This is a genomic window from Sphingobacterium griseoflavum (genome assembly GCF_014653155.1).
Taxonomy (GTDB): Bacteria; Bacteroidota; Bacteroidia; order Sphingobacteriales; family Sphingobacteriaceae; genus Sphingobacterium; species Sphingobacterium griseoflavum.
Genome location: NZ_BNAF01000013.1, coordinates 70433 through 96684, shown reverse-complemented (window position 1 = coordinate 96684; position 26252 = coordinate 70433). Strand labels below are relative to the sequence as shown.

The 26252-nt window shown below is 45.1% G+C and carries 20 protein-coding genes and 1 tRNA gene; 10 read left to right on the top strand and 11 right to left on the bottom strand.

Features of this window, described 5'->3' with window-relative positions; all coding sequences use genetic code 11:
* Nucleotides 1-18: 18 nt before the first annotated feature.
* From IE165_RS16080 to IE165_RS16065, 4 genes are all read right to left on the bottom strand, one after another.
* Nucleotides 19-3426, bottom strand: coding sequence for a SusC/RagA family TonB-linked outer membrane protein (locus tag IE165_RS16080; protein WP_189627668.1), 3408 nt, complete (start codon nucleotides 3424-3426; stop codon nucleotides 19-21).
* Nucleotides 3427-3559: 133 nt separating this feature from the next.
* Nucleotides 3560-4555, bottom strand: coding sequence for a FecR family protein (locus IE165_RS16075; RefSeq protein WP_189627667.1), 996 nt, complete (start codon nucleotides 4553-4555; stop codon nucleotides 3560-3562).
* A gap of 205 nt (nucleotides 4556-4760) precedes the next feature.
* Nucleotides 4761-5324: an RNA polymerase sigma-70 factor gene (locus tag IE165_RS16070; RefSeq protein ID WP_189627666.1), complete on the bottom strand. Its 564-nt coding sequence runs from the start codon at nucleotides 5322-5324 to the stop codon at nucleotides 4761-4763.
* A 348-nt stretch (nucleotides 5325-5672) separates the two neighbouring features.
* Nucleotides 5673-6014, bottom strand: coding sequence for a winged helix-turn-helix transcriptional regulator (locus IE165_RS16065; RefSeq protein WP_189627665.1), 342 nt, complete (start codon nucleotides 6012-6014; stop codon nucleotides 5673-5675).
* 108 nt (nucleotides 6015-6122) lie between these two features.
* Between IE165_RS16065 and IE165_RS16060 the strand changes: the two genes are divergently transcribed.
* On the top strand, nucleotides 6123-7115 hold the full coding sequence (locus tag IE165_RS16060) for a YhdH/YhfP family quinone oxidoreductase (RefSeq protein WP_189627664.1): 993 nt from the start codon (nucleotides 6123-6125) through the stop codon (nucleotides 7113-7115).
* 979 nt (nucleotides 7116-8094) lie between these two features.
* Here the strand turns inward: IE165_RS16060 and IE165_RS16055 are convergent.
* Nucleotides 8095-9072 carry a nucleotidyl transferase AbiEii/AbiGii toxin family protein gene (locus tag IE165_RS16055; protein WP_189627663.1) on the bottom strand — a complete coding sequence of 326 codons (978 nt, stop codon included), beginning with the start codon at nucleotides 9070-9072 and terminating at the stop codon, nucleotides 8095-8097.
* Nucleotides 9069-9794 carry a DUF6088 family protein gene (locus IE165_RS16050; protein ID WP_189627662.1) on the bottom strand — a complete coding sequence of 242 codons (726 nt, stop codon included), beginning with the start codon at nucleotides 9792-9794 and terminating at the stop codon, nucleotides 9069-9071. Before IE165_RS16050 ends, IE165_RS16055 begins: the two co-directional genes overlap by 4 nt.
* Before the next feature lie 413 nt (nucleotides 9795-10207).
* Between IE165_RS16050 and IE165_RS16045 the strand changes: the two genes are divergently transcribed.
* Nucleotides 10208-10789, top strand: coding sequence for a hypothetical protein (locus IE165_RS16045; RefSeq protein WP_189627661.1), 582 nt, complete (start codon nucleotides 10208-10210; stop codon nucleotides 10787-10789).
* Between the two features lie 18 nt (nucleotides 10790-10807).
* A complete protein-coding gene (locus IE165_RS16040) occupies nucleotides 10808-11686 on the top strand; it encodes a DUF4249 domain-containing protein (protein WP_189627660.1) in 879 nt (292 codons plus the stop codon).
* Between the two features lie 603 nt (nucleotides 11687-12289).
* Here IE165_RS16040 and IE165_RS16035 read toward each other — a convergent pair.
* Nucleotides 12290-12363 (bottom strand) — tRNA-Pro (locus tag IE165_RS16035).
* 463 nt (nucleotides 12364-12826) lie between these two features.
* Between IE165_RS16035 and IE165_RS16030 the strand changes: the two genes are divergently transcribed.
* The 4 genes from IE165_RS16030 to IE165_RS16015 all read left to right on the top strand — a co-directional run bounded on the left by IE165_RS16030 (nucleotide 12827) and on the right by IE165_RS16015 (nucleotide 15738).
* Entirely contained in the window at nucleotides 12827-13801 is a 975-nt protein-coding gene (locus IE165_RS16030) for a PLP-dependent cysteine synthase family protein (protein WP_189627659.1), read from the top strand.
* Nucleotides 13798-14868, top strand: a complete 1071-nt coding sequence (locus IE165_RS16025; RefSeq protein WP_189627658.1) for a DUF6695 family protein — start codon at nucleotides 13798-13800, stop codon at nucleotides 14866-14868. The genes IE165_RS16030 and IE165_RS16025 overlap by 4 nt, the downstream gene beginning before the upstream one ends.
* A gap of 6 nt (nucleotides 14869-14874) precedes the next feature.
* Nucleotides 14875-15243 (top strand): aspartate 1-decarboxylase, encoded by a 369-nt coding sequence (gene panD / locus IE165_RS16020; RefSeq protein ID WP_189627657.1) that lies wholly within the window; start codon nucleotides 14875-14877, stop codon nucleotides 15241-15243.
* A gap of 102 nt (nucleotides 15244-15345) precedes the next feature.
* Nucleotides 15346-15738 (top strand): group III truncated hemoglobin, encoded by a 393-nt coding sequence (locus tag IE165_RS16015; protein WP_189627656.1) that lies wholly within the window; start codon nucleotides 15346-15348, stop codon nucleotides 15736-15738.
* Between the two features lie 34 nt (nucleotides 15739-15772).
* Here IE165_RS16015 and IE165_RS16010 read toward each other — a convergent pair whose 3' ends face one another.
* The gene (locus IE165_RS16010) at nucleotides 15773-17158 is read right to left on the bottom strand and encodes a M20/M25/M40 family metallo-hydrolase (RefSeq protein WP_189627655.1); all 1386 of its coding nucleotides are present in this window, start codon (nucleotides 17156-17158) and stop codon (nucleotides 15773-15775) included.
* A 136-nt stretch (nucleotides 17159-17294) separates the two neighbouring features.
* Here IE165_RS16010 and IE165_RS16005 point away from each other — a divergent pair, with 136 nt between their 5' ends.
* A complete protein-coding gene (locus tag IE165_RS16005) occupies nucleotides 17295-17600 on the top strand; it encodes a Smr/MutS family protein (protein WP_189627654.1) in 306 nt (101 codons plus the stop codon).
* On the top strand, nucleotides 17566-17781 hold the full coding sequence (locus tag IE165_RS16000; protein WP_189627653.1) for a hypothetical protein: 216 nt from the start codon (nucleotides 17566-17568) through the stop codon (nucleotides 17779-17781). The genes IE165_RS16005 and IE165_RS16000 overlap by 35 nt, the downstream gene beginning before the upstream one ends.
* Nucleotides 17782-17912: 131 nt before the next feature.
* Here IE165_RS16000 and IE165_RS15995 read toward each other — a convergent pair whose 3' ends face one another.
* A complete protein-coding gene (locus IE165_RS15995; protein ID WP_189627652.1) occupies nucleotides 17913-18914 on the bottom strand; it encodes a 3-keto-disaccharide hydrolase in 1002 nt (333 codons plus the stop codon).
* A 722-nt stretch (nucleotides 18915-19636) separates the two neighbouring features.
* On the opposite strand from IE165_RS15995, the gene IE165_RS15990 reads away from it, so the two are divergent.
* The gene (locus IE165_RS15990; RefSeq protein ID WP_189627651.1) at nucleotides 19637-20671 is read left to right on the top strand and encodes a LacI family DNA-binding transcriptional regulator; all 1035 of its coding nucleotides are present in this window, start codon (nucleotides 19637-19639) and stop codon (nucleotides 20669-20671) included.
* A 113-nt stretch (nucleotides 20672-20784) separates the two neighbouring features.
* Here the strand turns inward: IE165_RS15990 and IE165_RS15985 are convergent, their stop codons facing one another.
* On the bottom strand, nucleotides 20785-24198 hold the full coding sequence (locus IE165_RS15985; protein WP_189627650.1) for a family 43 glycosylhydrolase: 3414 nt from the start codon (nucleotides 24196-24198) through the stop codon (nucleotides 20785-20787).
* Nucleotides 24199-24393: 195 nt separating this feature from the next.
* Complete coding sequence (locus IE165_RS15980) at nucleotides 24394-26241, bottom strand: DUF4859 domain-containing protein (RefSeq protein ID WP_189627649.1); 1848 nt, start codon at nucleotides 26239-26241, stop codon at nucleotides 24394-24396.
* Nucleotides 26242-26252 lie beyond the last annotated feature (11 nt).

The following is a 26252-nucleotide window of genomic DNA, read 5'->3' as shown; positions in this document are numbered from 1 at the left end:
TTCATCTAAATTCCAACATTAAAAAGTAGCGGATAAGGTAAATGACATGGTCCGCGCATAGGGGTAGTCAAGGCCGCGCTCTGTTTTTACGGAGGACAGGCGTCCTATATCATTCATGTTCACGGAAAACATGGCGGTTCTAAGTTTACTCCGTTGGACAAGTGGCATACGGGAAAAATCGTAGGCAAGGCTCACAGACGAGAAAACGAACTCGTTCCAGTCTTGGACGAATCTGGTGGAAGGCCTTGTTGCCGACCGGTCCGCAATGTCCTTATACAACGTTTGGTCGCCGGGATTTCTCCATCTATCTTCCAGTGCGCGGATATCGACATTGTAGTTAAAATCGGCATTATCGACTAAGCGCAGTACCGTTGCATTATACATTTGTCCGCCCCAGCGGTAGGAGAATGCAAAATTCACGGAGAAATCCTTATACTGCACATTACTTCCCATCGTACCATTGTACAACGGTTGTGTATCGCCGCTCACTACTTGATCCAATGCCGACCACTCGTAGGTAATGGTGCCATCCTGTTTAAGAAAAATTTCCTTTCCATTTGACGGGTCGATCCCCAACGAACGAACAGCCCATATCGCATTCATGGATTGGCCGACTTGGTATCTTCTCGTGATGTCTTGTCGAGCCTCAAACGCTGCTGAACCGCTTTGGGTCTCCGAATAAAGCTCATCCTTCAAGCGATTGAGCGCTTCCAAGGACGTCGAGATCTTGCTTATCTTATTGGTATTATGGGCAACGTTTCCAAATACACTGACGTTAAAGCGCTTTTCTACATTCCTGATCAACCGATAATTAACCATGGCCTGAAAGCCTTTGTTGCGCACCTCTCCTATATTCTCTGCATAGTTGTCAAAGCCTAGAGACGGTGCTGTCTCCAGACTGAGCAGTAGATTTTTTGTATCTCTGATGTAGTATTCAAAACTTGCGTTGAATCTATTGAACAATCCAAATTCTGCGCGATAATTGGTCTCCAGCACTTTTTGCCATTCAAGATCTGGGTTGGCGAGCGCGATCAAGTTCAATCCCATATCGCCGTTGTAGGTGATATCCGTATTGTAGCGATACGTTGCGAGAGACTGGTAAGCGTTTTGACCGGGAGGAGTGCCTGTTACCCCGGTATTGGCCGTAAACCGCAAGAGGTCAATCCAAGTTACATGCTGGGCAAATTGCTCTTGGTGGACATTCCATCCTGCCCCTACAGCCCAAAAATTACCCCAGCGCGAGTTTCGACCGAATTGCGAAGAAGCATTTCTTCTATAGGAAGCATCCAACAAGTAACGGTTATCGTACGAATAGTTCAACGCTGAAGTGATTGCCGCAGTTCTTACGGTGTTTTCCGTTCCGACAGCTTTGCTTCCTTCTTCATATCGCCGTCCCATGGAGATGTTGTCGATTTTATCGTTTGGAAATCCCACCATGGTGTAGCCAGATGTGGATTGGCTTTGCTCGTTAAGCGTGAACACACCGTTAACATAAAACTGATGCAACCCAAACCTTTTATTATACGCAGCCTGCACATCTGAAGTAACGCCTTTCAAAAAGCTTTCTGACACCCTGTAGATACCGCGATCTAGGTACGAAGCGCTGCTTGGCGAGATATTGAGGTAATCGGTATGCAAAGCAGATCGAAACAGTTCGTTGTTTAGGTTTTGCTGGTTGTAGCCGACACGGGCGTTCAAGCGAAAGCGCTCACTAAAACGGTAATCTAGTTGGAAATTTTCGGTAATCGTGGTATAGTTAGACCCATCCTTTGTGTTCAAGGTTGCATTGTACAGCGGATTGCCCAATAACGAGGAGGCATTTGTAAACCTATCTCGCGAAATCTCATACGCAGGAATCAAAGCGCCGTTTTCATCATATATACGCCAGTAGGGATTCATTCGCGCATAATCGGAGAATGATCCGTAGGGGCTATTCCGTGCAAAATTGCGGTCGATGCTTAGATTATTCGTCGCTGATATCTTTCCATTTCGGTAAAGCAACACCGACTGCCCAGCGTAGGTGGTGCGATCAGAGCCTTTCATAACCCCTTTATTGTTATTGTAGGTAAGATTGACCGAGTACTGCACGCGATCATCACCGCCATCAGCCGTGATTGTGTGGCGCTGTCCTACCCCATTCTGCAACGGCTGCGACAACCAATAGGTGTCCACACCTGCCAACGCTGCTTTGAGATTTTGCGTGTATTCCTCTGTCAAACTAGCTTGGTCGGTCGGATAAGGAGAGCTGTAGCGTCCCGCTAATACTTCGGCTTCAATCTTTTGCATCGCATTGGTCAATCTGTAGCTGCTCAAATCAGGCGCTGTAATGTTAACGCTTGCATTGTAACCGATGCGCACCGCTCCTGGCAAGGGTTTGATCGTTTCGACCACCACAACACCGTTACCAGCCTTAGCACCCCACATAGCCTTTGCTGCAGCATCTTTCAAAATAGTAATGCTGCTTATCAAATTGATGTTCAGATCGAAAAGTCGCTGTATAGTGGATTCAAATCCGTCAATGATAAATAAGGGCTGGTTGGGGGCATTGCTATACGATGTACGTAAATCTTCAGAAAATCCTGACTGTCCTCTGAGCTGAATATCAGGCAAAGCATTGGGATTGGATCCCAGCTCGTTGTTTTCTAAAATTTGAAACGATGGGTCGAGGATGGCTAGTGCAGCGAGCGCGTTTTGGTTCGTCACTTCTTTGATCTGCGCCTGACTGAACGTGACGGTACTACCCGTAAAGGTTCCGGCTTTTCGCTCGAACATACCTGTGTTGATAACGACTTCTTCCAAGGTATTGTCTTCTTTCACCAATTTGATGTCGCCCAGTTTTCCCTCGCCGATTGGCAATTTCATAGGCTGAAAACCGACCGATCGAATTTCTACTTCCTTTACTTCATCGCTGTTGTAAGCCAACCGGAAATATCCGCCCTCATTGGTAGAGGTACCGATTTTTGTACCGACTAACCAAATGGTAGCCTTACCTATTGCTTTACCTTCTGGGTCGAGCACCCGCCCGGACACCTCGCGTTCTTGCTGAACAGGAGACGATTTACTTTCCGAACGTAGTGCATAAAGTGATTCATTTACCTTGGAGACAGCAATTCCTTGCCCATTGAGTGCCTCTTCCAATACGGAAATGACATCTGCATTTTCGGCCTGTAGCGTAACACGGATAGGTTTCTCCAGTATCTCATCGCTGTAAACAAAGCGAATAGCAGACTTGGCTTCGATACCACGTAAAAACGTCGTTAAGGAAACATTCTTAAAATTAACGGAAACCTTGTTTTGAGAAAATGCCCCCGCCGATACACTTAGCATTCCTGCACATATTAAAATAAGCGTAAGCTTCATATACAATACCACTTGAAAACAAGCAGAAGTTTTTTCAAAGCGCTTCTGCTTTAAAATATTATTCATAAATTTAGAATGGATTAAATAGTTGATCAATAAAGAGGTTGTCTGACGCCAATCTTTAAACCTCTAGACGACTAGTACCCTATAGTGCGCAAGGATGTAAGAGATCTTTGTGCACTACTTTAATAGCTGTTAGTTAGTAGATTACAATTTTTTCGCCCTCCTTTCTGTAAGAAAACGGTTTGACCAAGCTCAGCGCAGCCAGCACTTCCTGAATACTTTCAGTAGTAAACGTACCACTGTATCGCGTCTTCGCCAGTTCTTGGTTATCGACTTCAATGCCAACACCGTATCTTCTATATATCTCTTTTGCGATGTCCTCCAGTGTCATCGAAGCGAACGCAAACTTTCCTTCGCGCCAAGCGACATCCACAGGGGCGGTCTTCCCTTCATCAATGAATTGCATAGCGTTAACCTCAATGGTAGACTTCACATCAGGTAATGATGCCCGCTGCAGCACATCTTTGTTAATGGAAAACTTTTGATTGGGCATAAGCGTGGTCAATTTATGTTGCTCCTTAGTCGTATATATTTCGACTTTGCCCTTAATCAATGATGTCTCGAAAAATGCATCTTCGGCATATGCCTTCAGGTTGAACGATGTCCCCAGCACCTTTACTTGCATGTCGGCAGCTTTTACGATGAAAGGACGTTTAGCGTTACTGCTTATTTCAAAAAAACCTTCGCCTTCGAACTCGACAACGCGTTCATCTTCCGCAAATTCGGCCGGATAGGTGAGTTTGCTATTTATATTTAGCGTGATTTTAGATCCATCAGGCAATGCTACCTCCTTCATCGCTTTGCCGGAGGTGATAGCGACCAGCTTGGGTGCATTAAAGGTATCGAACAGCATATAGAATGATACTGCCACCACCACGGCCAATACCGCAACGGCTCTTAGCCACATCGGATTGAGGCGCAGCGTTCGACTTTTCTTGGTATCTGCTAGCGTAGGTGTTAAGTTTTCAAAGATGCGGGTCTTTGTTTCCGAAAAATCGCCCATCAAATCCTCATCCCAATCGGTCAATCCCTGCATACGATTATAGTATTCCATCAATTCTTTCTTGCCTTCTGAAGAAATATCACCGGCATGAAACTGATCAATCAAGATATCTAAGCGTTTTTTATCCATTTTTTGGCACGATTAATAATTATTGCGAGGAGTTAGTTGTAATGTCGCTTTATTATAAGTAACCCTCACGCCCGAAACCCCCCAAAGCAAAATGACTTTTTTTTAAAAAAATCGTTAAGAAGGTATGAACTTCATAACCTAGAGGTTGTGAACGTATAATTTTCCTGAAAAATTAGCGGGTAATATATGTTTTAGACAAACTTCCTTACAGATCCAAAAACAAGAAAGGAATTAAAAAAGAGAGGTCTTTCAGAGCGATTCGGAGTTTTTTCATCCCGATAGCCAATTGATTTTCTACGGTCTTTTCCGATATATCCAGCATGGCTGCAATCTCGCGATAGGACTTATATTCCATTTTGTTCAACAGCATAATTTCCCTGCATTTTGGAGGAAGCTCATCCAGCGCGCGAACAACCCTCATCTTGATATCGTCTGCGTCCATTTTCAGTTCGGCAATATTGAACGAAAATTCTTCGATGATCGCTAAGTTCTCAAATCGCCTGCGAACCTTTCCCGAGCGGATTACATTGAATACCTGGTAACGCACAGCGGTAAACAACCAAGCTCGTAGGCTGACGATTTCCAACCGTGCAGCATGACTCCATAGGTGACCAAAAACCTCTTGCACAACATCTTCTGCCTGTTCCCGATCCTGCAGTAGGTTAAAAGCAGATATATATAGTTTAGACCAATACAGGTCATACACCGTCTTAAAAACTATGCGGTTGCCTTTTCTCAGTTCCTCTATATGTGTATCTTCAATTTCCAATATACTACGCTACTGCCGCTTGCCCAAGGCATGGTGATGTTTAAACAAATATATCTTTTTTCATCAGATATCCTACTTTCCATACGCATCTGATCTGCATTATTACAAAAAGACACGTATCTTCTCTGCCTGTATGCTCTGGAGGCTGCTACTGTTACTTGGTGCAATGGACGGTATTAGGGCTGGTTATCCAGCCAAAAATGAGTATAATGTTCTTCTAGCACATATGTATTGCATACGCTTTCGTTTATATCGTCGACGTAGCGAACTTCTTAAACGCCTGTTCTAGCTGGAAATCCCTGAGACCGCTGCAAGGGGTATGAGCTGGGGGCGAAGCAATCTGTAATATTACCATCCAGCAGTTTTTAACTTTTCTAGATGTTTATATCCCCATTTTCTCATATCATGTACAATTGGATAGATACTCTCGCCATAATCTGTCAAATAGTATTCTACCCGCAACGGCATTGCTTCAATAACCTTGCGTGTTATGATATCATCACTTTCTAGCTCGTTTAGCTGTTTAGCAATCATACGCTCACTGATGGTTGGCAACGTTTTCTTCATTTCACTGAAACGATTGCGACCCTTTTTGATCATCACAATGATTGTGGATTTACATTTCCCCTTGATTATCTTTAAAAAAGCGTCTGAGGGGCAACTAATTTCTACATTCTCTATGTCTTGCATAATTTTAAACTGCTAAAACTCAACAGAACTTAACCTAAGTACAGGTACTGAACAAAATGTAAGTTATTGTTTCCTTTAATTTTATTGATCAAATTTATAAAAAAAACTATGGAAGAAAGATACAGAGCGCTTGTGGTAAAACGTGTACATGACCAATTTATCGTGGGTGTAGACAACTTGAACACAGCCGATATACCGGAAAATGACCTGCTCATAAAGGTAAACTATTCCTCTATTAACTATAAGGATGTCTTATCTGCAAAAGGAACAAAAGGCATTACAAAAAATTATCCCCATGTTCCCGGAATAGATGCTGTTGGGGAGGTTGTGCGATCAAGCTCCGATTTATTCGAATTGGGAGATCTGGTTATTGTTACCGGGTATGACTTGGGGATGAATACCTGGGGAGGATTTGGACAATATATTAGTGTTCCTGCACACTGGGCAGTAAAGCTGCCGGAGAATATGACGCAGCGCGAGGCAGCAGCTTACGGCACGGCGGGACTCACTGCAGGATTATGTATCAACGAGATCGTGAACCATGTGCCAGCTCAAGCATCAATTGTTGTAAATGGCTGTACCGGTGGGGTGGGCAGTATAGCAGTCTCTATTTTATCGGGGCTAGGTTTTCGGGTTACATCGTTGTCGAGGCGCGCAGATCGTGCATATTTATTGCATATCTTGGGCGCCCATGCATACCAAGACGCAAATAGCTTCATAGAACTACACAATAGCAAACCCCTCTCAAAGGCGACCTATCATGCGGGAATAGATGTGGTTGGTGGAGATCTTCTTTCGGCGATGCTAAAATCCGCAAAATATGGAGGGATTGTAACATCTTGTGGAAATGTGGGCAGCGCCGAAATCTCGACCAGTGTATTTCCATTCATTCTTCGTGGTGTTAAGCTGTCAGGGATAGACTCTGTTGAGCCACCCATTGATAGCAAAGCCCGTGTTTGGAAATTGCTAGCCGAGCAATGGAAACCGCATAATTTGGATAAACTCATTTCCGAAATCTCTCTACATGAACTAACAGAGGCTTTAGAAGACTTTCCTGCACGATCTGCCGGGGGACGAGTAATTATTAATCACAATCTATAAACTGTTCCTGTTGATGGGAAAGGTGGGGCTTGTCTAGCCCCTCCCTAAGAACATTGATGCGTCTACCAACAAAACAATGAAAACAGTTGATTCACAATTGAAACGCTTTGAAACTTATGGAAAATGCCTCACTTCACTACTGAAATACTTTGGTTCACTAGTGAAATGTCTTACTTCACTAGTGAAATGCTTTGAAAGATATGGGAAATGCCTCACTTCACTACTGAATCGCCTTCCTTCATTATGGAAAAGTTTTGAAAGATATGGGAAATGCCTCACTTCACTACTGAATCGCCTTCCTTCATTATGGAAAAGTTTTGAAAGATATGGGAAATGCCTCACTTCACTACTGAAACGTCTTACTTCACTAGTGAAATGCCTTACTTCACTAGGAAATCGAGCTTGCCGTGCTTTCCTCGGTAAATCGTGTATTCGCCTACGGCTGACGGGTGAGGGCGGGAGGCATCATCCTTTAACGATATAAAAAAGACGTACGCCAGCTAGACGTAATTTCGCAACAGCATATCCTATGATGTTAAGAATTTATCAATTATAAAGTACATTGATATTTGGTGGTTTTTAAGAAAGATTAAAATGAGATTTGCGGCTTTTTGACATCACATTTCGTAAATAGTGTCTGGGCGGCAGGATTTTACACAGCTCCTCTAATGCATTGATTGTATTACTATTAGCAAGTAAACTATCAAGAAAGGTAACCGAATAAGTCTCCTTTACTATATTCTACATTGTAGGCTTTTGAGATTTCTTAACAGAAATTTTTCCAATCAGTCCATGTACTTTATTATCTTAAAGATACGAAAATCACTCGCTAACAGCAATCCTCTTTTTCATAGAATTTTGTCGCCAAACCAATCCCGTAAACAGCCAAAGCGAGAACAGCCACGGACAAGAGCGGCGCGGTTTCCCAATCCACAAATGAACGAAGGGAAAACGACTTGGCTTCATTCTGACTTTAATCTTATGGTTTTATGTTCCATTCTATTGGTTTCAATCTGTCCGCTACTGTTGTCAAAGTTTTTAGTATGTCCTTTTCGGGTGGAAGTTCGCCAAAAACCAATTCACTGAGACTTTTTGTGTAAGCATCTTTGATTTTATTCCAAGTGTCTGTTGTATCAGAAAAAATAATTGCTGTCGTTGGGTGATTGGCTAACCATTCGTTGTTGTTTTTGAAACTTGTGATGTCATCATTTGCTACTCGCAAAAGCATTGTTTCAAATTCGTCTGATTGAAAGAAAGATTTCAGATTTTCATCTTTCAGCATCAAATGAATGTCGTAAGTATGACGGATTTTGTTTCGTAAATCTGTAATGGGTTCTTGTGTTTGAGAAAAACGCACCAAGCTCATAATTTTTTCGCACAACGTTCTTTTGGTGTTCAATACCAATACTTCAAACGGATTCATTTCGTATTCGTCAATGAGTGTTTGTTGGTTGTTCTGCAACATCATTTCGTAAATGAACGAACTTACATTTGCTGTTGTGTATGGTTCAAAATTTCCTAACCAAGTAGATTCAACAATGATAATGTCTCGCACTTGTCCGAAATGTCCTGTGAAAGTTCGTGGATAATTATGTGCTGATTTGCGTATCATTCCGACTTTATTGGTAATTCCATCAATGTCCATTTCGGGAAGTACGTTTGAAACGCACTTGGAAATTTTTTTAATTTTGCTTTTTAGTTGATTACCCGTTTCGCTTTCATTTCTCAATACGACCAAATCAATATCTTCCGAAAACCGCCGTACCAATTCAAAGCATTTTGATAACGCTGTTCCGCCTTTAAAAACGGTTTGTTTGCCTATATCATTTTTGAAAATATGGAATAAAGCGAATGTTACCCAATAATCCTTTTCTATATAAATTTCCTTTATGCCTAATTGCTGTGATGTAGCAATAATGGCATCTTGAAACATTTCTTTATTTTCGTGTAATTTCATTTCATATTCCAATTTTTTGCGGTCGCTAATTGTTTTTCGTTAATCCCGTATTCGTATTCCGAAAGCGGGTTTAAACTCGTTTTTAATGCAGTTAAATCGCCTTCAGCTTTTATGTTTTCCAATAATGCACCGAGAAAACTCCGTACTCGTGGTGGATAAGCCAAACCGCACTTTATCAAAATTTTTGTTTCTGTGGGATTGAGTTCTTTCAGTTTTGTTAAAAGTATTTTGATTACAGAACTTTTATCCAAGTCAGGAATTTTTTTGAAATCCTTTAATGCGTCCAATAACTCCAACAAATAAAAGTTTTTATCGGTTACGTCCACATAACTTTTTACAGGGCTTGCTTTTACGTTGCCGTTTGAAACGGTAATCCGTTTATTCCGACTTGCAATTTTTATGCTATTGGGAATTTGCGTTGTCAAACCTAAACGGTTGTATAGGGAAATTCCTGTGATGTAGGCAATACGTTTGCCTTTTTCAAATAGATAAGGTTTTAAAATTTCTTCTTCGTTGGGTTTCAGTTCACCAAAAGCAGTTTTCTTGGGCTTGTAAAACACACCTGTTGAAACTCTTTTGATAACCCCTTTGGCAATCAGTCGTTCAATGGCTTTGGCTGTCGCAGAAAAGTCCTGTGGTTCAATATCCAATTGCTCGTATTTAAACGTAGTTCCGTCGGCCAACTTACTGATTTGTTTCTGTATGTTTTGTGTAGCTCCCATTGCTCTACAAAGGTAGTGAATATCATATACATGTCAAGTAAATGAAACATAATACTTGACATATAGACGACAATATCAGATGTTAGGCAATCAGTGTTTAAAATCTTTTTTTCTTCTGTTGCAGGAGTTATCTTGAAACAACCTTTGTTCCAACTACTATTTTAGAAATTGAATAGGGCAATAGCGACGGCTCTCGCAGGCCACTATTGAACCGTGGGAAAAACACTTAGCTTCATTCTAGCTTTATCGTGGCGTTATTGGCGCTATTTTGGCGCTATTCGTTGGACAAATAGAAATATGACTCTGCACCCTTTGTTTCCGAACTCTTCAACACCTCTTTATCAACCAAATCAGACAATTTCCTTGATGCCCGATTTCTTCAACAAAAAAATCAATCCGAGATCGTTAAGTATGTGCCTTCTGTAGATTTCAATAAAGATGTGGTAGGGTATAGTGATTTTCTCCATAGAAATGGAAAGATGCAGGCGTATGGGATGGAGCTCCTCTTACAGAAGACTACCGGAAACCTGCATGGCTCACTATCTTACACCTACGCCAATTCGAAGTCCAGTTTTGGATCACTAAATAAAGGAAATTGGTTTAATTCGGATTTTGATTTTAGGAACAGCATTAACTTTTTGATGATGTACAATTTTGGAAAGGGCTACATGCTTTCGGGAAGCTGGACATACAAAACAGGAAGACCTTTCACGATGCCTACAAGTACGACTGAAATAGAAGAATGGAGATCAGGCTTTCCTATCATGGATGACCTCAACAACATGCGCCTGCCTGCTTTCCATCGGCTGGATATCAATATAGAAAGAAGATGGAAGACCAGAGGGAGGCATACTAGATGGTTTGGAATAGCTGTTTACAACGCATATAATAGGGTCAATCCCTTCTTTGCACAGCCTTCGGATATCCCCGGCATGCTAGAAATCACAGGGATGTTCCCTATAATGCCCTCTTTTAATATCGGACTTGTACTTTAAAATAATATATACAGCGCCATGATATTACTGAAAATTTCTAGAACAACATCGATTACCGTGGTCGCAGTAATGATACTTTTTGGATGTACGGACCATAAAACGAACATTCCTTTTGAGTTTCCGAAATATAAACCACGATTGATTGTGCTGTCATCGATAGGAACTCTTTCTGGTGGGGAAGCAGCGGTGTCTTGGAGCAAGCCCTTAAAGGGACAAAAAGGCGATGTGCCGGTATTGCCGCAGCTTTCCGTGTTTTTATTGGAGGATGGTGAACGCATCATAAAGTTCAACAACATCCAAGATTCTTCCGGTTACTTTAACATCCCTCCAAAAGATTTTAGCCCTAGGCTTGGAGCTGTCTACGCTATCGAGGTCTTAATGGAGGAAAAGGGAGAACGTATCTTCTCCCAGAATTGCTATCTGCCGGAAAAACCTGCGTTGGGAGAAGTAGCGATTAATTTGGATCCAAATATGCCGTCTTGGTATACCTTGTCTTGGTCTCAAGGTGCAGCAAAGGAAGGTGTCGGAGCGACAGCACTTTACCCATTCTTGCTCGACGAGGCGGGAGCCATGGCTACAAAAGCTGGACTTGCAGCTTATTATCTATCCTCGGCATTCAGATATACGGACGGAAATGCAATACCAGAAAGAAAAGGCGATCAACGCTTTGATAGAACGATCAGCAAAGAGGACGGAACGATAGCCCTTGCGAAATCGGTGAATATCAGGCTTGCTTTCCTGTCTCCTGAACTTGCTAGGTTCAAAAAGGAAATAGATGAACTGGGTTATCTAGGCGAGTCCGTATTTCAGACCGTCCGCCCCCTCTATTCCAATCTTATTGGCGCGGAGGGAGTTTTTGGCCTGTATAATGAAAGCGCTGTGGAAGCGAATTTCTAGATAACTAAGGAGAAAGGACAAGGCTTAGCGAGCGTGTAAAATAATCGACCTGCAACAACGTGTCAAAATTTATAGGTAACCATCGAACCGTCACTTCCGGGTAGGCAACGTTAGGTGCAGTTTTTTTTAAATGGTAAATCGTCATATTTTTTGCCGTCATATCTTCTTCAGTTGAACTGATAAACGAGGGAATAAAATATCAACTCAAAATGCCAACAAGGTTTTGTCCTTCCTGTTAAAACTTGCCGAAATTTATATTTCTATCAAAATCAAGATCGGTTGATGAAAGAAAATATTTAATAGCGTAGACATGGTTCAAAGCCATTCAAAATATTTCTATATTCTTGCTTTTCAACTCAAAATAGGCCCAAACATACTGATAAAGTGACTCTTTAACTAATGGAAATTTTTGTAGGAAGCCTTGTAATACCAATAAAAAAGAGACCAGAATGAAAAATGGCAGCATTTTTTGTTCTGGTCGGGGTGGCAGGATTGCTTCAGCCCCGCAAGCCCCCAACACAAACCCTGAAGCTCCAATGGATCGAACCACGGTTCGAATCTGCCAACCACAAAAAAAGCCCGACTTCCGTCGAGCTTTTTTTGTCGGGGTGGCAGGATTCGAACCTACGACCTCCACATCCCAAATGTGGCGCGATACCGGGCTACGCTACACCCCGAAAAGGTATCACCTTTGTTTTGTGTGGCACAAATATACGGCACAAAAAATATCTTTGCAACAACCATAACTAAAAACTATTTAAACGATTGATAGCTTGATCGATATATTTTTTAACCGGGAATGTCCGCCGTGATTTCAACGGCATTACATCCTGTTAGTCTTTTGGAATCTAGATAGCGTTTAACAAAGTCATTTATTCAATATTTTTCCGATTATTGCATCTTTATTCCCGATTTAGATACACGTCATCTCCATAATACCGTATATTTGTTTTGTTATTTTTATTTAATCTAAATAACAAATGACATTATCTCTTCTCAATATGTTGTCACGGGCCCTCTACCCGTGACAACTTTTTTACAGAGCATCGGTAAAACAAAAGCTGGAAACACACGTTATAATTAGAAAATAGCAACTAAATACTTCACCTAAACGCTATTGTAAACAGATATAAAAAAATTTTGACGACAATATCAATAGGCAATACGCCGATTCGAAAATGCGATTTCCTGTCAGCGCGATATGGCACAAACATCTTTATCAAAGAAGAGTTTTACAATCCCGGTATGTCAGCCAAAGATAGGCCTGCCTATTTTATGATACAGGACGCCATCGAGCAAGCGCGGATACAGCCTGGCGGAACATTTGTAGAAGCCAGCAGTGGCAATACAGGTTTGGGCATTGCTCTGATTGCGAAACAGCTTGGCTATAGATCGAAAATCTTTGTATCGAAAAGCTGCTCAAAAGAAAAGATTAAGGTACTCATTCAAGCGGGCGCAGAAATCGAGATCTGCGAAAACTCCAATGGCTTGCATGATTTCCATTCCACGCAATTTCGTGCACAATCTTTCGCTGCCACGCACCCGAATGCCTATTTTACCAATCAGTATTATAATACGCAGAATATCTGTGCGCACTACAAAACAACCGGGCCTGAGATCTGGGAACAAACCCAAGGCAGGATCACCCACTTTCTCTCGGGCGTGGGCACGGGCGGCACGATTTCGGGCGTGGGCCGATTCTTGAAGGAAAAGAAGGCCGACATCCGGATTTGGGGTGTTGAACCAGAGGGATCTATCCTTCAACATTATCTTCAATACGGGAAAGCACCAAAAGAAATAAGCCCTTTCGATGCCATAGAAGGCATTGGACGTAATTTTGTACCCGGATCGTTTGATCCGCAACCCATTGATCACATCTTTCAGGTGCAGCAGTCGATGACAAAGTTGATGGCGCGGAGGTACCTTGCTGAAACCGGCATACCGAGCGGATTCTCCAGTGCTGCTCTGCTGGCTTGCCTGCACACCTACCATAACGAGATGGCCCTCGGACCGGCACATACCGTGCTTCTTTTTTTTCCCGACCATGGCAGCCGCTATGTCAGCAAACTATATGCGGACAGCCTTGATTTCAAAACAGCAAGCAGTACGTTATGACGCACACGTTTCATGATATAGCCATACCCATCGCATGGCCGGATAAAACAGCGCGCGGTGATGAAAAATGGATGGCCTTTTTAAAACGGATGGGGATCGTAAAAAACCTCAACTTCCGTGTCGGCCATGCAGCAATCCTACTGATCGAAAGGCGCACAGGCGCTATACAATATTTTGACTTCGGTCGTTATTTGGTTCCACGCGGTTATGGGCGGCCCAGATCCTTTCATTTTGATCCGCGCCTGATCGTTGAAACACGCGCACAATTTAACAAGGATGGCGATATACAGAATCTAGCGGATATTTTCGAGGAGCTATCGGGCAACGAAAAGGCTACACATGGCGGAGGTAGGACATTTTTTTCCATAAGCAAGGGGCTTTCCTTTTCAAGGGGACAGGCTTACGCCGAACGGCTCGTATCCAACGGCCCGGTACTTTACGGTGCCTTTGCGCGTAACAACAACAGCTGTTCGCGATTTGTCGCGCAGATCCTAACAGAAGCGATGCCCGAGAAGGATAAAAGGCGGAAAAAGATCCTTTATCCAGAATCCCTGAAAGCAAGTCCGATGAGCAATGTGGTAAACGCCGCAGAAAATGGCCGCGTATACATCCATCAACACCATAACATACAAACATTGGTGATGGGAAGAGCAGCCTCCATGCGCTTTCAATTTGATCTATTGAAAGACAATTTCACCCATCAAGGTGCTAAGAGCCTTGCTGCAGACGACATCGCCGGACTGGTGGCGTATAGCGAACGTCCCCGGTCGGTAGCCTCGCATGCACAATGGCTGGGTGGTATTGGCGAAGGGGCCTGGTTCAGCCTGCAGCACGTAAGCGGGTCGCTTTACGAAGTGACGAAGCACGATGCCGATGGCCAATTGCTTTACACGCGTCACATGGAATGTCTGCAGCATTTTGACATGCTGGAAGACTATGCTTTCACTTATCATTTCAGTTTCGAAGCGCATAGCATCAGCCAAAACGATCAACTTTATCTATTCCGCGCCATAGCGGAAGAAAAAACAGCACAGAATTTAAAACAGGCGAATGAAGCCATATTATAACAACAAATGGAAGTAACCCTTTTAAAAGCAAAAATCCATACGGTAAAAGTTACCGAGGCAAACGTAGCATACAACGGCTCAATCACCATTGATGCCGATTTACTCGACGCCGCCGGCATCAAAAAATACGAACAGGTGTACATCAACAATGCGGTAAACGGCAGCCGCATCATGACCTATGTCCTGCCCGGCAAATGTGGCAGTGGTGAAGTATGCATGAACGGGGGCGCAGCCCTGCACGCAAAGGTTGGCGACACGGTGCATATCTTATCATTTATCAACCTGACTCCAGAGGAAGCGGATAGCTATCAGCCGACCTTGGTATTCACGGAAGGGGAAAACCAGATCAAATCTGTAGAAAAATACGACTATTAAAAAAGGTTGCACTTTCCTGACAGGAAAGTGCAACCTTCTTGACACCTGTCATATATTTATGGGTAGGCATCCCTAACTTTGTAAAAAAAACGAGGCGAACGTATGCATAAAACTGATATTGGCACCTTGGCGGACATTCAGCTACTCGTAGACCGCTTTTATGACAAGGTGCGACAGGACGATCAACTGGGACCGATATTTCAAGCGAAGGTAGAAGACCGCTGGCCGCAGCATCTTGCCAAGATGTACCGCTTTTGGCAAACCATCTTGCTGGATGAACAGACGTACGCGGGGCGTCCTTTTCCACCACATGCACAGCTACCGATCGAAAAGGCACATTTTGATCGGTGGCTATTGCTGTTTAAGGAGACCGTTGATGAGCTCTTCCAGGGCGCCATTGCCGAGGAGGCCAAAAATAGGGGCGGCAAGATGGCTACCTTGTTCCAGATCAAACTCGAGCATATCCGACAGTCGCCTTTTCCGCCTTTGCTGTAAGAACTGCGTGGCTAAGCGATTCCCGCCGTTCTTCCTATTGCTGTATGTGTTCAACCTGTTGATCCACCAAATAGAGCAACGACGCCAAGGCTGCAACACCCGACTGCAGTTCCCGTCTATCGACCGCCTCAAATACATCTTTCGCGGTGTGGTGGATATCGAAATAACGATGCGGATCAGGCCGAAAGTTGAACATCACCGTTTGAGGAAAATACTCGCCCCAAACCCCCGAATCTACACCCGGACTACCCTGTAAAAAACGTGAAACCCAGAATTTGTGTTCGAATAGGGGTTTCCATTGCTGCTGTATCCATGCTACGGCGGCTGCAGAGGCCTTGATATCAAAACCCCGGGGGGCGAAGCCACCCGCGTCGCTCTCGATCGCAGCAACCATCTTCTCCGACCGCGCTTTGGCACGCTCGCCGTATTGCACGGCACCGTGCACGCCGTTCTCTTCATTCATATAAAACACCAAACGGATCGTATGTCTAGGCTTATAGCCAAGTGCCATCAGCGTGCGGATAGCGTCCAGTGTACCCATCGTCCCCGTACCATTGTCGTGTGCGCCCTCCCCTACGTCCCAGGAATCAATATGTCCGCCAATGGTAATAATTTTATCGGGATGTTCCGTACCCTGCCACTCGGCGATGAGGTTATGCGTTTTGACGGTACCCTTCCACGCGGAACTGTTCCGCAAAAACACTTGGCTATGGGCACCTTTCTTCAATGCTGCACTTAACTTCTGCGCGCTGACAGCCGAAATGGCAATTGCGGGGATGCTGTCGATCCCGGCCACATAGCGCGTGCCTCCCGTATGGGGATAATCATCTATGGCTGATGATGACAGAGAGCGGAAAAGATAGGCTATCGCCCCGAGCTTGGCCGCTTCTGCCGGACCACGGCTCCGCTGACTGCTGTTCAGGCCATACGCCACCCCTGTTTCCACAATGGATTCATCCCAAGGCTTATTCACGAAAACGATCTTACCACGTACGGCATCGCCATGCTGTCGCAGTTCACTCAGCAATTCTACCTCGAGCACCTCGGCCTTCAAACCCTCTTTTGGCGTAGCCACTGATCCCCCTAATGCCAGTACCTGCAATGGCTCCTTCGTATCGGTGAGGTACGCGACCTCCGGAGCACCTCGGTCCCAAAAAGGCACATCCACCTCTTGGAGATAGACCCGGTCGAACGCCATGCTGTCCATCAGCGATTTCGACCAATCCACCGCTTCTTCCGCTTTTGCCGATCCGGCAATGCGGTGGCCGATCCGTTTTGTTAAGTACCGGAGGTTGTCGTAGGCTTTGCCCTCTTCAAACGATACGCGGTAGATTTGATCCAGCATGACGGAGTCTTGCTGTGCATAAACCGCTTGCCAACTACCCGCAAAAAAAAGTACCGCAGCAACTATTTTATTCATATTTCTAATCGATATGTTTTGGAAACCGCGTGGAATATCCACTTGGTTCCTCTATTATGTTTCGTATTCGGCCATCCGTGTAGGTAAGCATGTACACTAATTTTTGGCATGCTAAACATAAGTATTATTTTTGGAAATGGCTAGAGCGTTACCTAAACCGCCGAAAGAGGTGGATCTGCATGCAGATGCTTTTTTACAAGATATTGATCGCTACGAAGCAGATGAGCTGCTTGCAGAATCGTTGGAACGGCTACGCGAGAGCTTAGATGCCGCGATCTATTGGTCGTACCCGCAGATACGCTTTATACATGGTAGAGGGAAAGGCATTTTGCGTAAGGCCGTGTACGAAGAACTCGCACATTACCGGGATAGTGGAGCAATCGTGCGCTACCACCCTGCCTACCACAATGAGGATATCGTGGTGGTGGTTATCGGGCTATAGCCCAACCGCCAATAAATCGAAACAATTTCACCGCTTTAATGCGGTATGGAATTTTGACGCGGTAAACGCTATACGGAAACCCGGTTTTATCTATACCGTTATTCCATTGGGGCAGCCTGTCAACCTATGCACAGGAAAAACACAAATATCCGGCGCTTCCTATGCCGAGGGATACCCTTAAGCTGATAGGCTGCAATTCACCCAAAAGAGGCGATAACCACCGGGCGCGGATGGTATGTTGCGACAACAGGCGTTAGATACCGCGCTAACAAAAAAAAGATGTTAAACGCATATTGTTTAACATCTTCCGTGTTATTTTGCCGGGATGATGGTAATCTCTCGAAACTCTACGCCGGTATGGTCTCCTTGTAAATAGATTGGCCCAGGTTCGCCTTCATTGCTATCCAAGGCGCCTCCGGTTATGCCAGGAATCTCCTGTTCGCTGATAATGGTCTTGCCATTGGCAACAATGGTCACTAGCCGTCCACGCAAGGTGATTTCGTATCGATTCCACGCGTTAGGCCCCGCAGCAACCATCGCATTGGGCGATAGAAAACCGTACACCCCGCCAAAGTACAGCGATCCCGGGTGCCGATCCTTCGGCGAGTCCTCAATTTGTACTTCATAACGGCCGCGCAAATAAATGCCAGAATTACCCCCTTCTGCGTAGCGGAATTCAGCAATCAGTTTGAAATCTTCAAACTTCTGCTCGGTAATAAGGTTTGCACCCGCCTTTTCATTGATTAAAATGCCATCCTTGACAGACCACTGGCTATCGTCCGAAGAGGTTTTCCATCCGGATAGATCCTTGCCGTTAAATAACGAAATAGGATCGCCCCATTGTACGTCACCGGTACGGTTCAAGTACGGAGCCTTCACACCGCTGTAATTAAATGTGTTGCCTTTGTTGGTCGTGATCGTACCCTTCAGCCCATCCCCCGCCAATTCACCCTGCACGGTAAAATCGCCCTTGCCACCTTCCCACTGCGGCGGTATAGCAAATGAAAATTTGCCATCTTCCAATTTGATATGTCCTACCGGACGGCTGCTCCCACTATCTCCGACGAAATAACCAACAAGCGTATTAAAGCCCGAAAGCTTGATTTCCAACCACGATGGCGCTTTCTTTCCGTCTTTGTCGACCGTTAGATCCCAACGTCCAAGCAAACCCTCCGCTTCTGCTGGAATGGTCTGGGATGCCGGATTATGCACTTCTTCTTCTTGCTTCGTGTCTTTCGACGACTCGTTGCAGGCAGCAAAGCTACCCGCAGAAAGAACGGCCACAAGGCCATATCCTAGATATTTTTTCAACATAGTATGCGCATTAGTGTTTACAGAACTAATCTATGAAAATAAACCGAAAATCGCCCCATTCTTAGCGAACTAAAAGACTTTTATACAGCAGATGCGCCCCAAATAAACAAAGGGGCGCATCTGCAATTTCCTAACAATAGCCGTATTACCGTCTAGACGGAAATAGCGTTTCATTTCGGCTTGACGAACGTCCTTTTTTGCCTTTCTTTTTTTTGTGTTGCCCGGGTGCATAGCGCTTTGCCGATTTACTTCTATGTATTTTCTTTGCGTGGCCAGGCGGAACATGTCCGTGCCTCGGCCCATGTGTATAACACGATGAAAACGTAAATAGCATGGCACAGGCCAACATCATGATCGTTATTATTCTTTTTCCCATAGCAGTCTTTTTGCAAAAATTAGACCAACATTGGCGAGCAGCTCGCCATGCGGCTTACTTCAGAATGCCTTCCGCGGTCATCTATACAGGAAATAAGCCTGTCCATTCTCATCAATCCCAACGGTGGGATCCGTATCATCCCAAGGCAATACCGCGAAACTGTATGTTTAATACTATCTGTAAGTAGTACGCGCGACGAAGTCGACCTATTCGGTTTAATGTCGGTCTTCTGGCTACCGATAAACAACATAAACGTTTAAAAAACATTAATTATTACCGTTCTTGATCGGCGCTTATGGAATACGAATTAATTTTGATAAATTTATCACTTTACAGTGTTTGAACCATGAGTGAAGTCACCATAAAATCAATAGCTAAAGCCTTAGATTTATCGCCTGCCACAATTTCGCGCGCGTTGAATGACAGCCATGAAATAAAACGCGCAACGAAGGACCGGGTATTGGCTTATGCTAAAAAACATAACTACAGGCCCAACACCTTCGCCAAAAACTTAAAAACGGGTAAAACCAACCTAATCGGTGTCGTGATCCCCTTTCTTTCCAGTCCTTTCTTTTTGGAGTTTATCGACGAATTGTATAGGGTTGCCTTGCCATCGAATTATACATTAGTGCCGTTTCAAACCCAAAATCAAGAAGCCATGGAGAAAGAAGCATTGCTATTTCTTCGACAGCAGAATGTAGCCGGCATCATCATTTCACCGGCACATGAAAATTCGAATGTCGCATTATTGGAAGACATGCACCTGAACGGCTGCCCTATCATTCTCTTCGATCGCATACAACATGGGTTGCAAACACATAAAATAGGTATCCATAACAGCATGGAAACTTACCAAGCAACGGAAACACTGCTGAAAAAGGGCCGTAAGCGGATCGCTTTTTTATGTGGAAAAGATATCGGAAATACCAAAGACCGGATACGTGGCTATAAAAATGCCTTACTCAATCATGGGGTGGCATTTTTAGAAGAATACATTATCTATGTCGATTATCAGGATCCGAACCAAGCCATTGACGAAGAGCTGAAAACTAGACTAGGGGAGCTAAAAGATAAAAACCTACTACCAGATGCCATTGTGAGCGGAACAGATACCCTCTCCATTAAAATTTTGGGTGTATTGGGGTCTTTGGCGATACGCATACCGGAAGATATTGCAGTCATCGGATTCACAAACACAAACCTGGCCGATTATCTCGCTCCTGCCCTATCTACCATTCAGCAGCCCACACAGGAAATGGCGAAATTGGCCTTCGAATTATTGGTTGAACTCATGGATAAAAAGAGCGACAGCGGTGCCGCAGATTATAAAAGCTTCCTGCTGGCCGCTACCACGGTTTACCGCAAATCAAGTTTGATTTAATACTTTATTTCTTTAAAAAACATCATCATTCGGATCAATCTTCCCTACACATGCCTTTTTAACCTTGTCAAGCGTTTTCTTGGCGATCTGCTTCAGTGCCTCTTCGGTAAACGTTACTTCCAAATCTTGGCGTCCTTGAAGACACCAAACCCCAATTGATTGTTGTTGGCCACTTGGTAGATGCCTACGCGAAGGGATGTATCGCTCAGATCCTCCCTGACGAAGGGGCTGCCGGGCAGATTCGTCCATTGCTCGCCATCCTTGGAGCTACGCAAATAAAAACGAGCGCCGACCTTTTGAATCTGCAAAAACGGATCGAAGTTTATTCCGCTTCCGGTGTGGAGTTCCTGATACCGGCGATCGCCCATATTACGTACTAGATTACCTAGATTCCAGCCCGTCAAAATCGTGTTATTAAGGTATGCAGTTGTATCGGCAGCATCTTGTATCATCAGTCCGGCTTCACTGGATGTACGTGTACTACTGGAAAGGCCCGCGACATCAGCAAGCTGTACCTCTACCGTAAAGTCGCCCGTTAGCTCTTTATATAAAAAAGGACCATTCCATCCCTTCAGGCCCCATTTCGTGTCCTTTGATGCCAAACGCCACACAGCATCCTTTTCGGAAATCATGCAAGCGGTGCTATCGTGATCCACGGGCTGTGCGAGACCATCCCAAAAGGCAAACGTATTGTCCGTATTTCCGATAGGCTTTGTTTTGCCCTGCAAGATATCCCGTGCTGCAACGGAAGAGGGCTTTACTTGGATGGTCTTCCCAACATTCCCATAGATATCTTTTACCTTGACTTCGATCAGACCATTACCGTCTACTTTTCGGAAAAGATAAAAAGGCTGCTGTTGCCATCCAGAACTTTGTCCGCCATAATGGAATGCATAACTGACGAGCCTGTTCAGTGGCTTCACTTCCGCAAACACGTGATCGGCGTTGATCCGATAGGGACGTATATCTGTTTTTATGGTTTGGCTCACAAAACGTCCATCGCTTTTTCGCCTCCAGCTGGCATACATGGATCCTGCGCGATCCGGACCTGCGGTGTCTGCATGGATGCGCAAAGCATGGAGCGCCGCTCCCTTCTCCAACACCAACTCATCGTCGATTAGCTCGAGATAGTCCGCTAAACGCACACCTTTCCTTTCCTTCCCATTTTCGTAGAAACAAAATCCCTCGCCTGATTTACATCCAAGTATCTGTTTCCAAGAACCATCCATAAAAACATCTAACTCTAGCAGGAAAGCTTTTTCGAGCAGCATCTTCCCGAGACCAGGCACCTTCAGCGACTTGCTTAGCAGGCCTACACGACCATGCACCACGTCAAGGCGACCATTTTCCAGCGAAGCACGGGCTTCTGCCGATTCACCCTGTGCAAAAACGGCTAGGCTTTCCAGCGGACCCAAAGCCCCATCGGCCGTTTCCAGCGCAAATATACCGTGCGCCGCTTCCTGTTCTTGATAGACTTGCCGAACTTTATCCGCCGGCCAGGCTGCTTCTGACAACTGTATATCGGCTAGGTAACCACTAAAAAATTCTTCTCCAGATCCGCCAATCGTGAACCGATCGGCATGGCGAACGAACAACATCTTGTTTTGTTCCTTCACGAGTTTGCCGTCTAGATACATCCGTTCCATATAGCCGTCAAAGCTCACCACAAGGTGATGCCAAGCATTTTCGGTGGGAGGCTCTGGAAAAGCCATATCTGCCCATCCACCATGCTGAACCGCTCCTCTCGCCGGATCATGGCCATAGCCTACCGAAGCCAAGGTCAGGTCATGCCCGGGCCTAGACCAAGTCAGTATGGGTTCTACACGTGCTACACGTGGATTGTTCACCCAAGCACTAAACGTAAAGGATGCATTGCCATCCAGACATGCTGGCACAGCAAACTCGCTCGATAAACTGTTTGATCCATCGAAGTAAAAGGCAGGCTTTCCCTGATAATTTTTAACGCATATAGGTGACGATGCTTTCCATTCTCCTGCTATGGTACCCTTGTTTGTTATCGCGTTAAGCTCGTCCCCCTCCCGGTAATTTGATGCCTGCAGCAAAACCAAGGACGATCCGGACGTTTCAACAATTGGCGGCATGTTTTGCGGATCCGACCATATGGTTTCTTCCGCCAGCTGGCTGCTATACACCTTGACATTCCAGATGCCGCGTGGTAAACCCGCCAGCTGCGTATGAGCAATCGTGACCCGTACGAAACGCCCCTTTGCATCGGCCTTTGCGATGATCGGGCTGGCCCATTTATTGTTCTGGCTATTATCGCTGAAAGTTGTCCATTTTTTTCCGTCGTCAGACACCTCAATCCGGTATTGGTAGGCATACGTCGGATACTCCATCTCCAACAAGACCGTCTTGACGGGTTCTACTTTACCCAAATCAACCTGTAGCCAAGCCGATCCACTATTATTTTTGGCCCGCCATAATGTACCATTGTTGTTGTCCACCGCATAGGCTGCCTGGAAATCGTCGCTGTAAGACGAAGAAGCCGTTACCGATTTCCCAAATGCAATATCTTGCACAGGACGTGTGTCGGTCGCCAATAACCCTATTCCCTGGTGCGTGGGCACGACGCTTTTAATGTCGCCGTTGTCATCAAAGAACAGTTCATCGGCAGCTACCTGCCGGTGAAAGCCGCCGCCCGAATGCGGATTATTATGTCGATGGTAAACGATATAGTACTTGCCGTTTTCTTCCAAGATACCGTTGTGTCCAGGCCCGTGAATAGTACCGTCTCCGTTGGTTACCAAAATGGGATTTCCTGCTGGATATTCGTAGGGGCCAAAGGGCCCTGCTTTACTTTTCACATACTGCACCCTGTAGCTATCGTCTTCACAATGCCCCGAAGAATAAAGGAGGTAGTAGATTCCACAACGCTTAAACATGATGGGCGCTTCGAAGTAATCTTTGGCGATTGTGTTCGGAATCAGCTCGATGCGTTCGAAGGACTTCATATCGGCGTTCATCAGCCCGACGGCACAGCCATGATCGGGATAGATGCCCCATGTTCCCCAAAACATATAGATCTTGCCGTCATCATCCGTAAATGTCTGTCCGTCCAATGTGATCGCCCCGGGAATCATATAATTGGGCACAAAGGCCTTATCACCTTCCACCAGTGATGTCCAAGGCCCAACCGGTGTATCGGAAACGGCGCCAAAAAGCTCTACGGGCTGACTGTAATACAAGTAGTAACGTCCATCATAACCCCTGGTCATATCTGGAGCCCAATACCAATGTGTATTTGGCCAATTCATGGGCTGTATGGCCCAATGCACAAAATCTTTGGAAGCCCACACCTGCGATGGACCAAAACCACCGCCATTGCCATCGGTTGTCGCATACATATAGTAGGTATCACCAATTTTCTTGATGGTAGGATCTGCAAAATATCCGGGCAAAATGGGGTTGCCCGCATTCGCCGAAAGGTGGGATGCCGACGTTTGCGCAAATACGGCGATGCTTGCGCAACAGGTATAGATAGTGGAAAGTATGTATCGCAAAATCATATATAGGTAGTATTGACCTGCTAAATTAACCAATCAGCCCGGCGATTGCTTAGAACATCTTAACCAAGCGCAATCAGATATTGACCAAGCAACAACCGGAGGAAGAAGAGCATGCTGATAAACAAGGGTATAAGTCTTGGGGATTGCTTTGGCACCCCCAAGATTTTGGCTCCATGCAGCATGTATTAGACCGTGCTACTGCACAGTCACTTTGAAGACAAAAGTTGCCCGCGCTTTTTGGTTTGTGCCGTAGGTGTATTCCAAAGCTTGCTTAATCGTATACTGGCTACCTTGACTTAACACCGCTGGATACTGTCCGATGGAAAACGTCAAATTGCTGGCATTAAATTCCGAGAAAAGAGCAGAACTGTTGCCCCAAGTGGTGACGTTGCCTGCCGCATTGAACCAGTGCCCATAGCCGTTGGCTGTTGTCGTAGCATTTAGATTTCCATTAGGCTCCAAGGCATAGAATTTTAACGTTCCACTGGACAACAGCGCGGCCACATCGGTAGGCTGTATTGCCAAAGCTTGCCCCAACTGGGTGGCATTCACCGCTACCTGTGCCCCGGCATATTCGGTAGCGCTAGCTGCAAAATTCACGTCATAGTTGAAGGTTATATCTTGCGGCTGTGCACCAACATCAATAAAACCTACGATGGAAGTATTGGTGAATTTCACTTCATATGGCCATTGTTCATCGTTGCTTTCCACGTCGTCCCAAGCATGTGGTTGATAGATAGAGGGGGCGCCCGTAACGACAAACCAAAGCTTTTCGCAATTCGCAGGAATGGTGAAGTTAATGTTATTTTCTGTTCCTTGTGCCATATCGCCATACACCCGCGTACCATTGCTCAATAAAGCTACATACCCGTAACGCCATCCTGCGCGGCTAGCATCTACCGTGTTAAAACCCGTCGCATTTGGTAAGCCTTTAAATGCTGCGCTAACCTGCGTACCGCTAGCAGGCAATTCCAAGGGGATAACATTATAGCCGGTGGTTCCAGGACAGCGTTCGTATGCCACACGGTAGCTTCCATTTGGTTGCCTCGTAAATTTATGGGTATGCTTGCCGACATAGTCCTCACCAAATTCCCGGATACTATTTAAATCCCACGTTACAAAATGGGAAGCAGCCTCATAAATCTCGTTATTCAATTGGTTGACATTGATTCCGGTAATACGCATATAGGCTTGGATAGGGTCTTCGGGTTGCAATGCGCCGCGCCAAATGCGGCCTATTATATCGATGCCATGCTTATCTGCCCAATACCAATGCATGAAATAACTGGCATACCGTTGGCCCTCATGGTGGATATGACGATGATAGTTTTCGGTATAGACCGTAAAATTATGGGAAGAGAAGGCTTCCTCCGGGTAGGATTGAAATGCTTGCCATTGCGCGGTCTGTTCCCAAAAGCCATTGCCGCCGTTTCCGCCAAAACCATATCGAAAGCCGTGTCCGCCTTTCAGATCAGCGAATACCTGATATTGAAAACTATGGCCTATTTCGTGGGCAATTGTCGAACCAACGGGTTTACAGGTCGCTGGATTAATCCAAAGTGCACCAATGACATCGTCGTATCCGCCACCGTAAGCCATCCAATCGGTCGTGTAATGCAGAAAGATCATCATTTTGTATTTGTCCAGGTTAGACTTTCCCACACCACGTTCGGCAAATTTCAAGCGATCGATGTTGATCGCATAAAACTGTTCGGCCTTGGCCAACAGATCATCGATATCGACCCGATATGCCTCGGGAACATCCGCCGAATTTGGATCGTGCGTTCCATAGCCGGCACCCCAGTACACCATGAAATGTTGAGATTCTCGGCTCCTGCTATTCGACCAGGTACTTGCGCTGTTATTAAAATCCATGTTGGCAAATTCAGTAGGCTTATAAATATCCAACGAATCCGGATCGACCACCTCCTCTTCAACAGGCTCTTCCTGTGTTGGCGAAAGCAAATTTTTACTGCATGCCACCGACAAAATTATGCTGGCCAACATACACCACATAACAACGCTTTGTATTCTATTTTTCATAGTTATTTTGG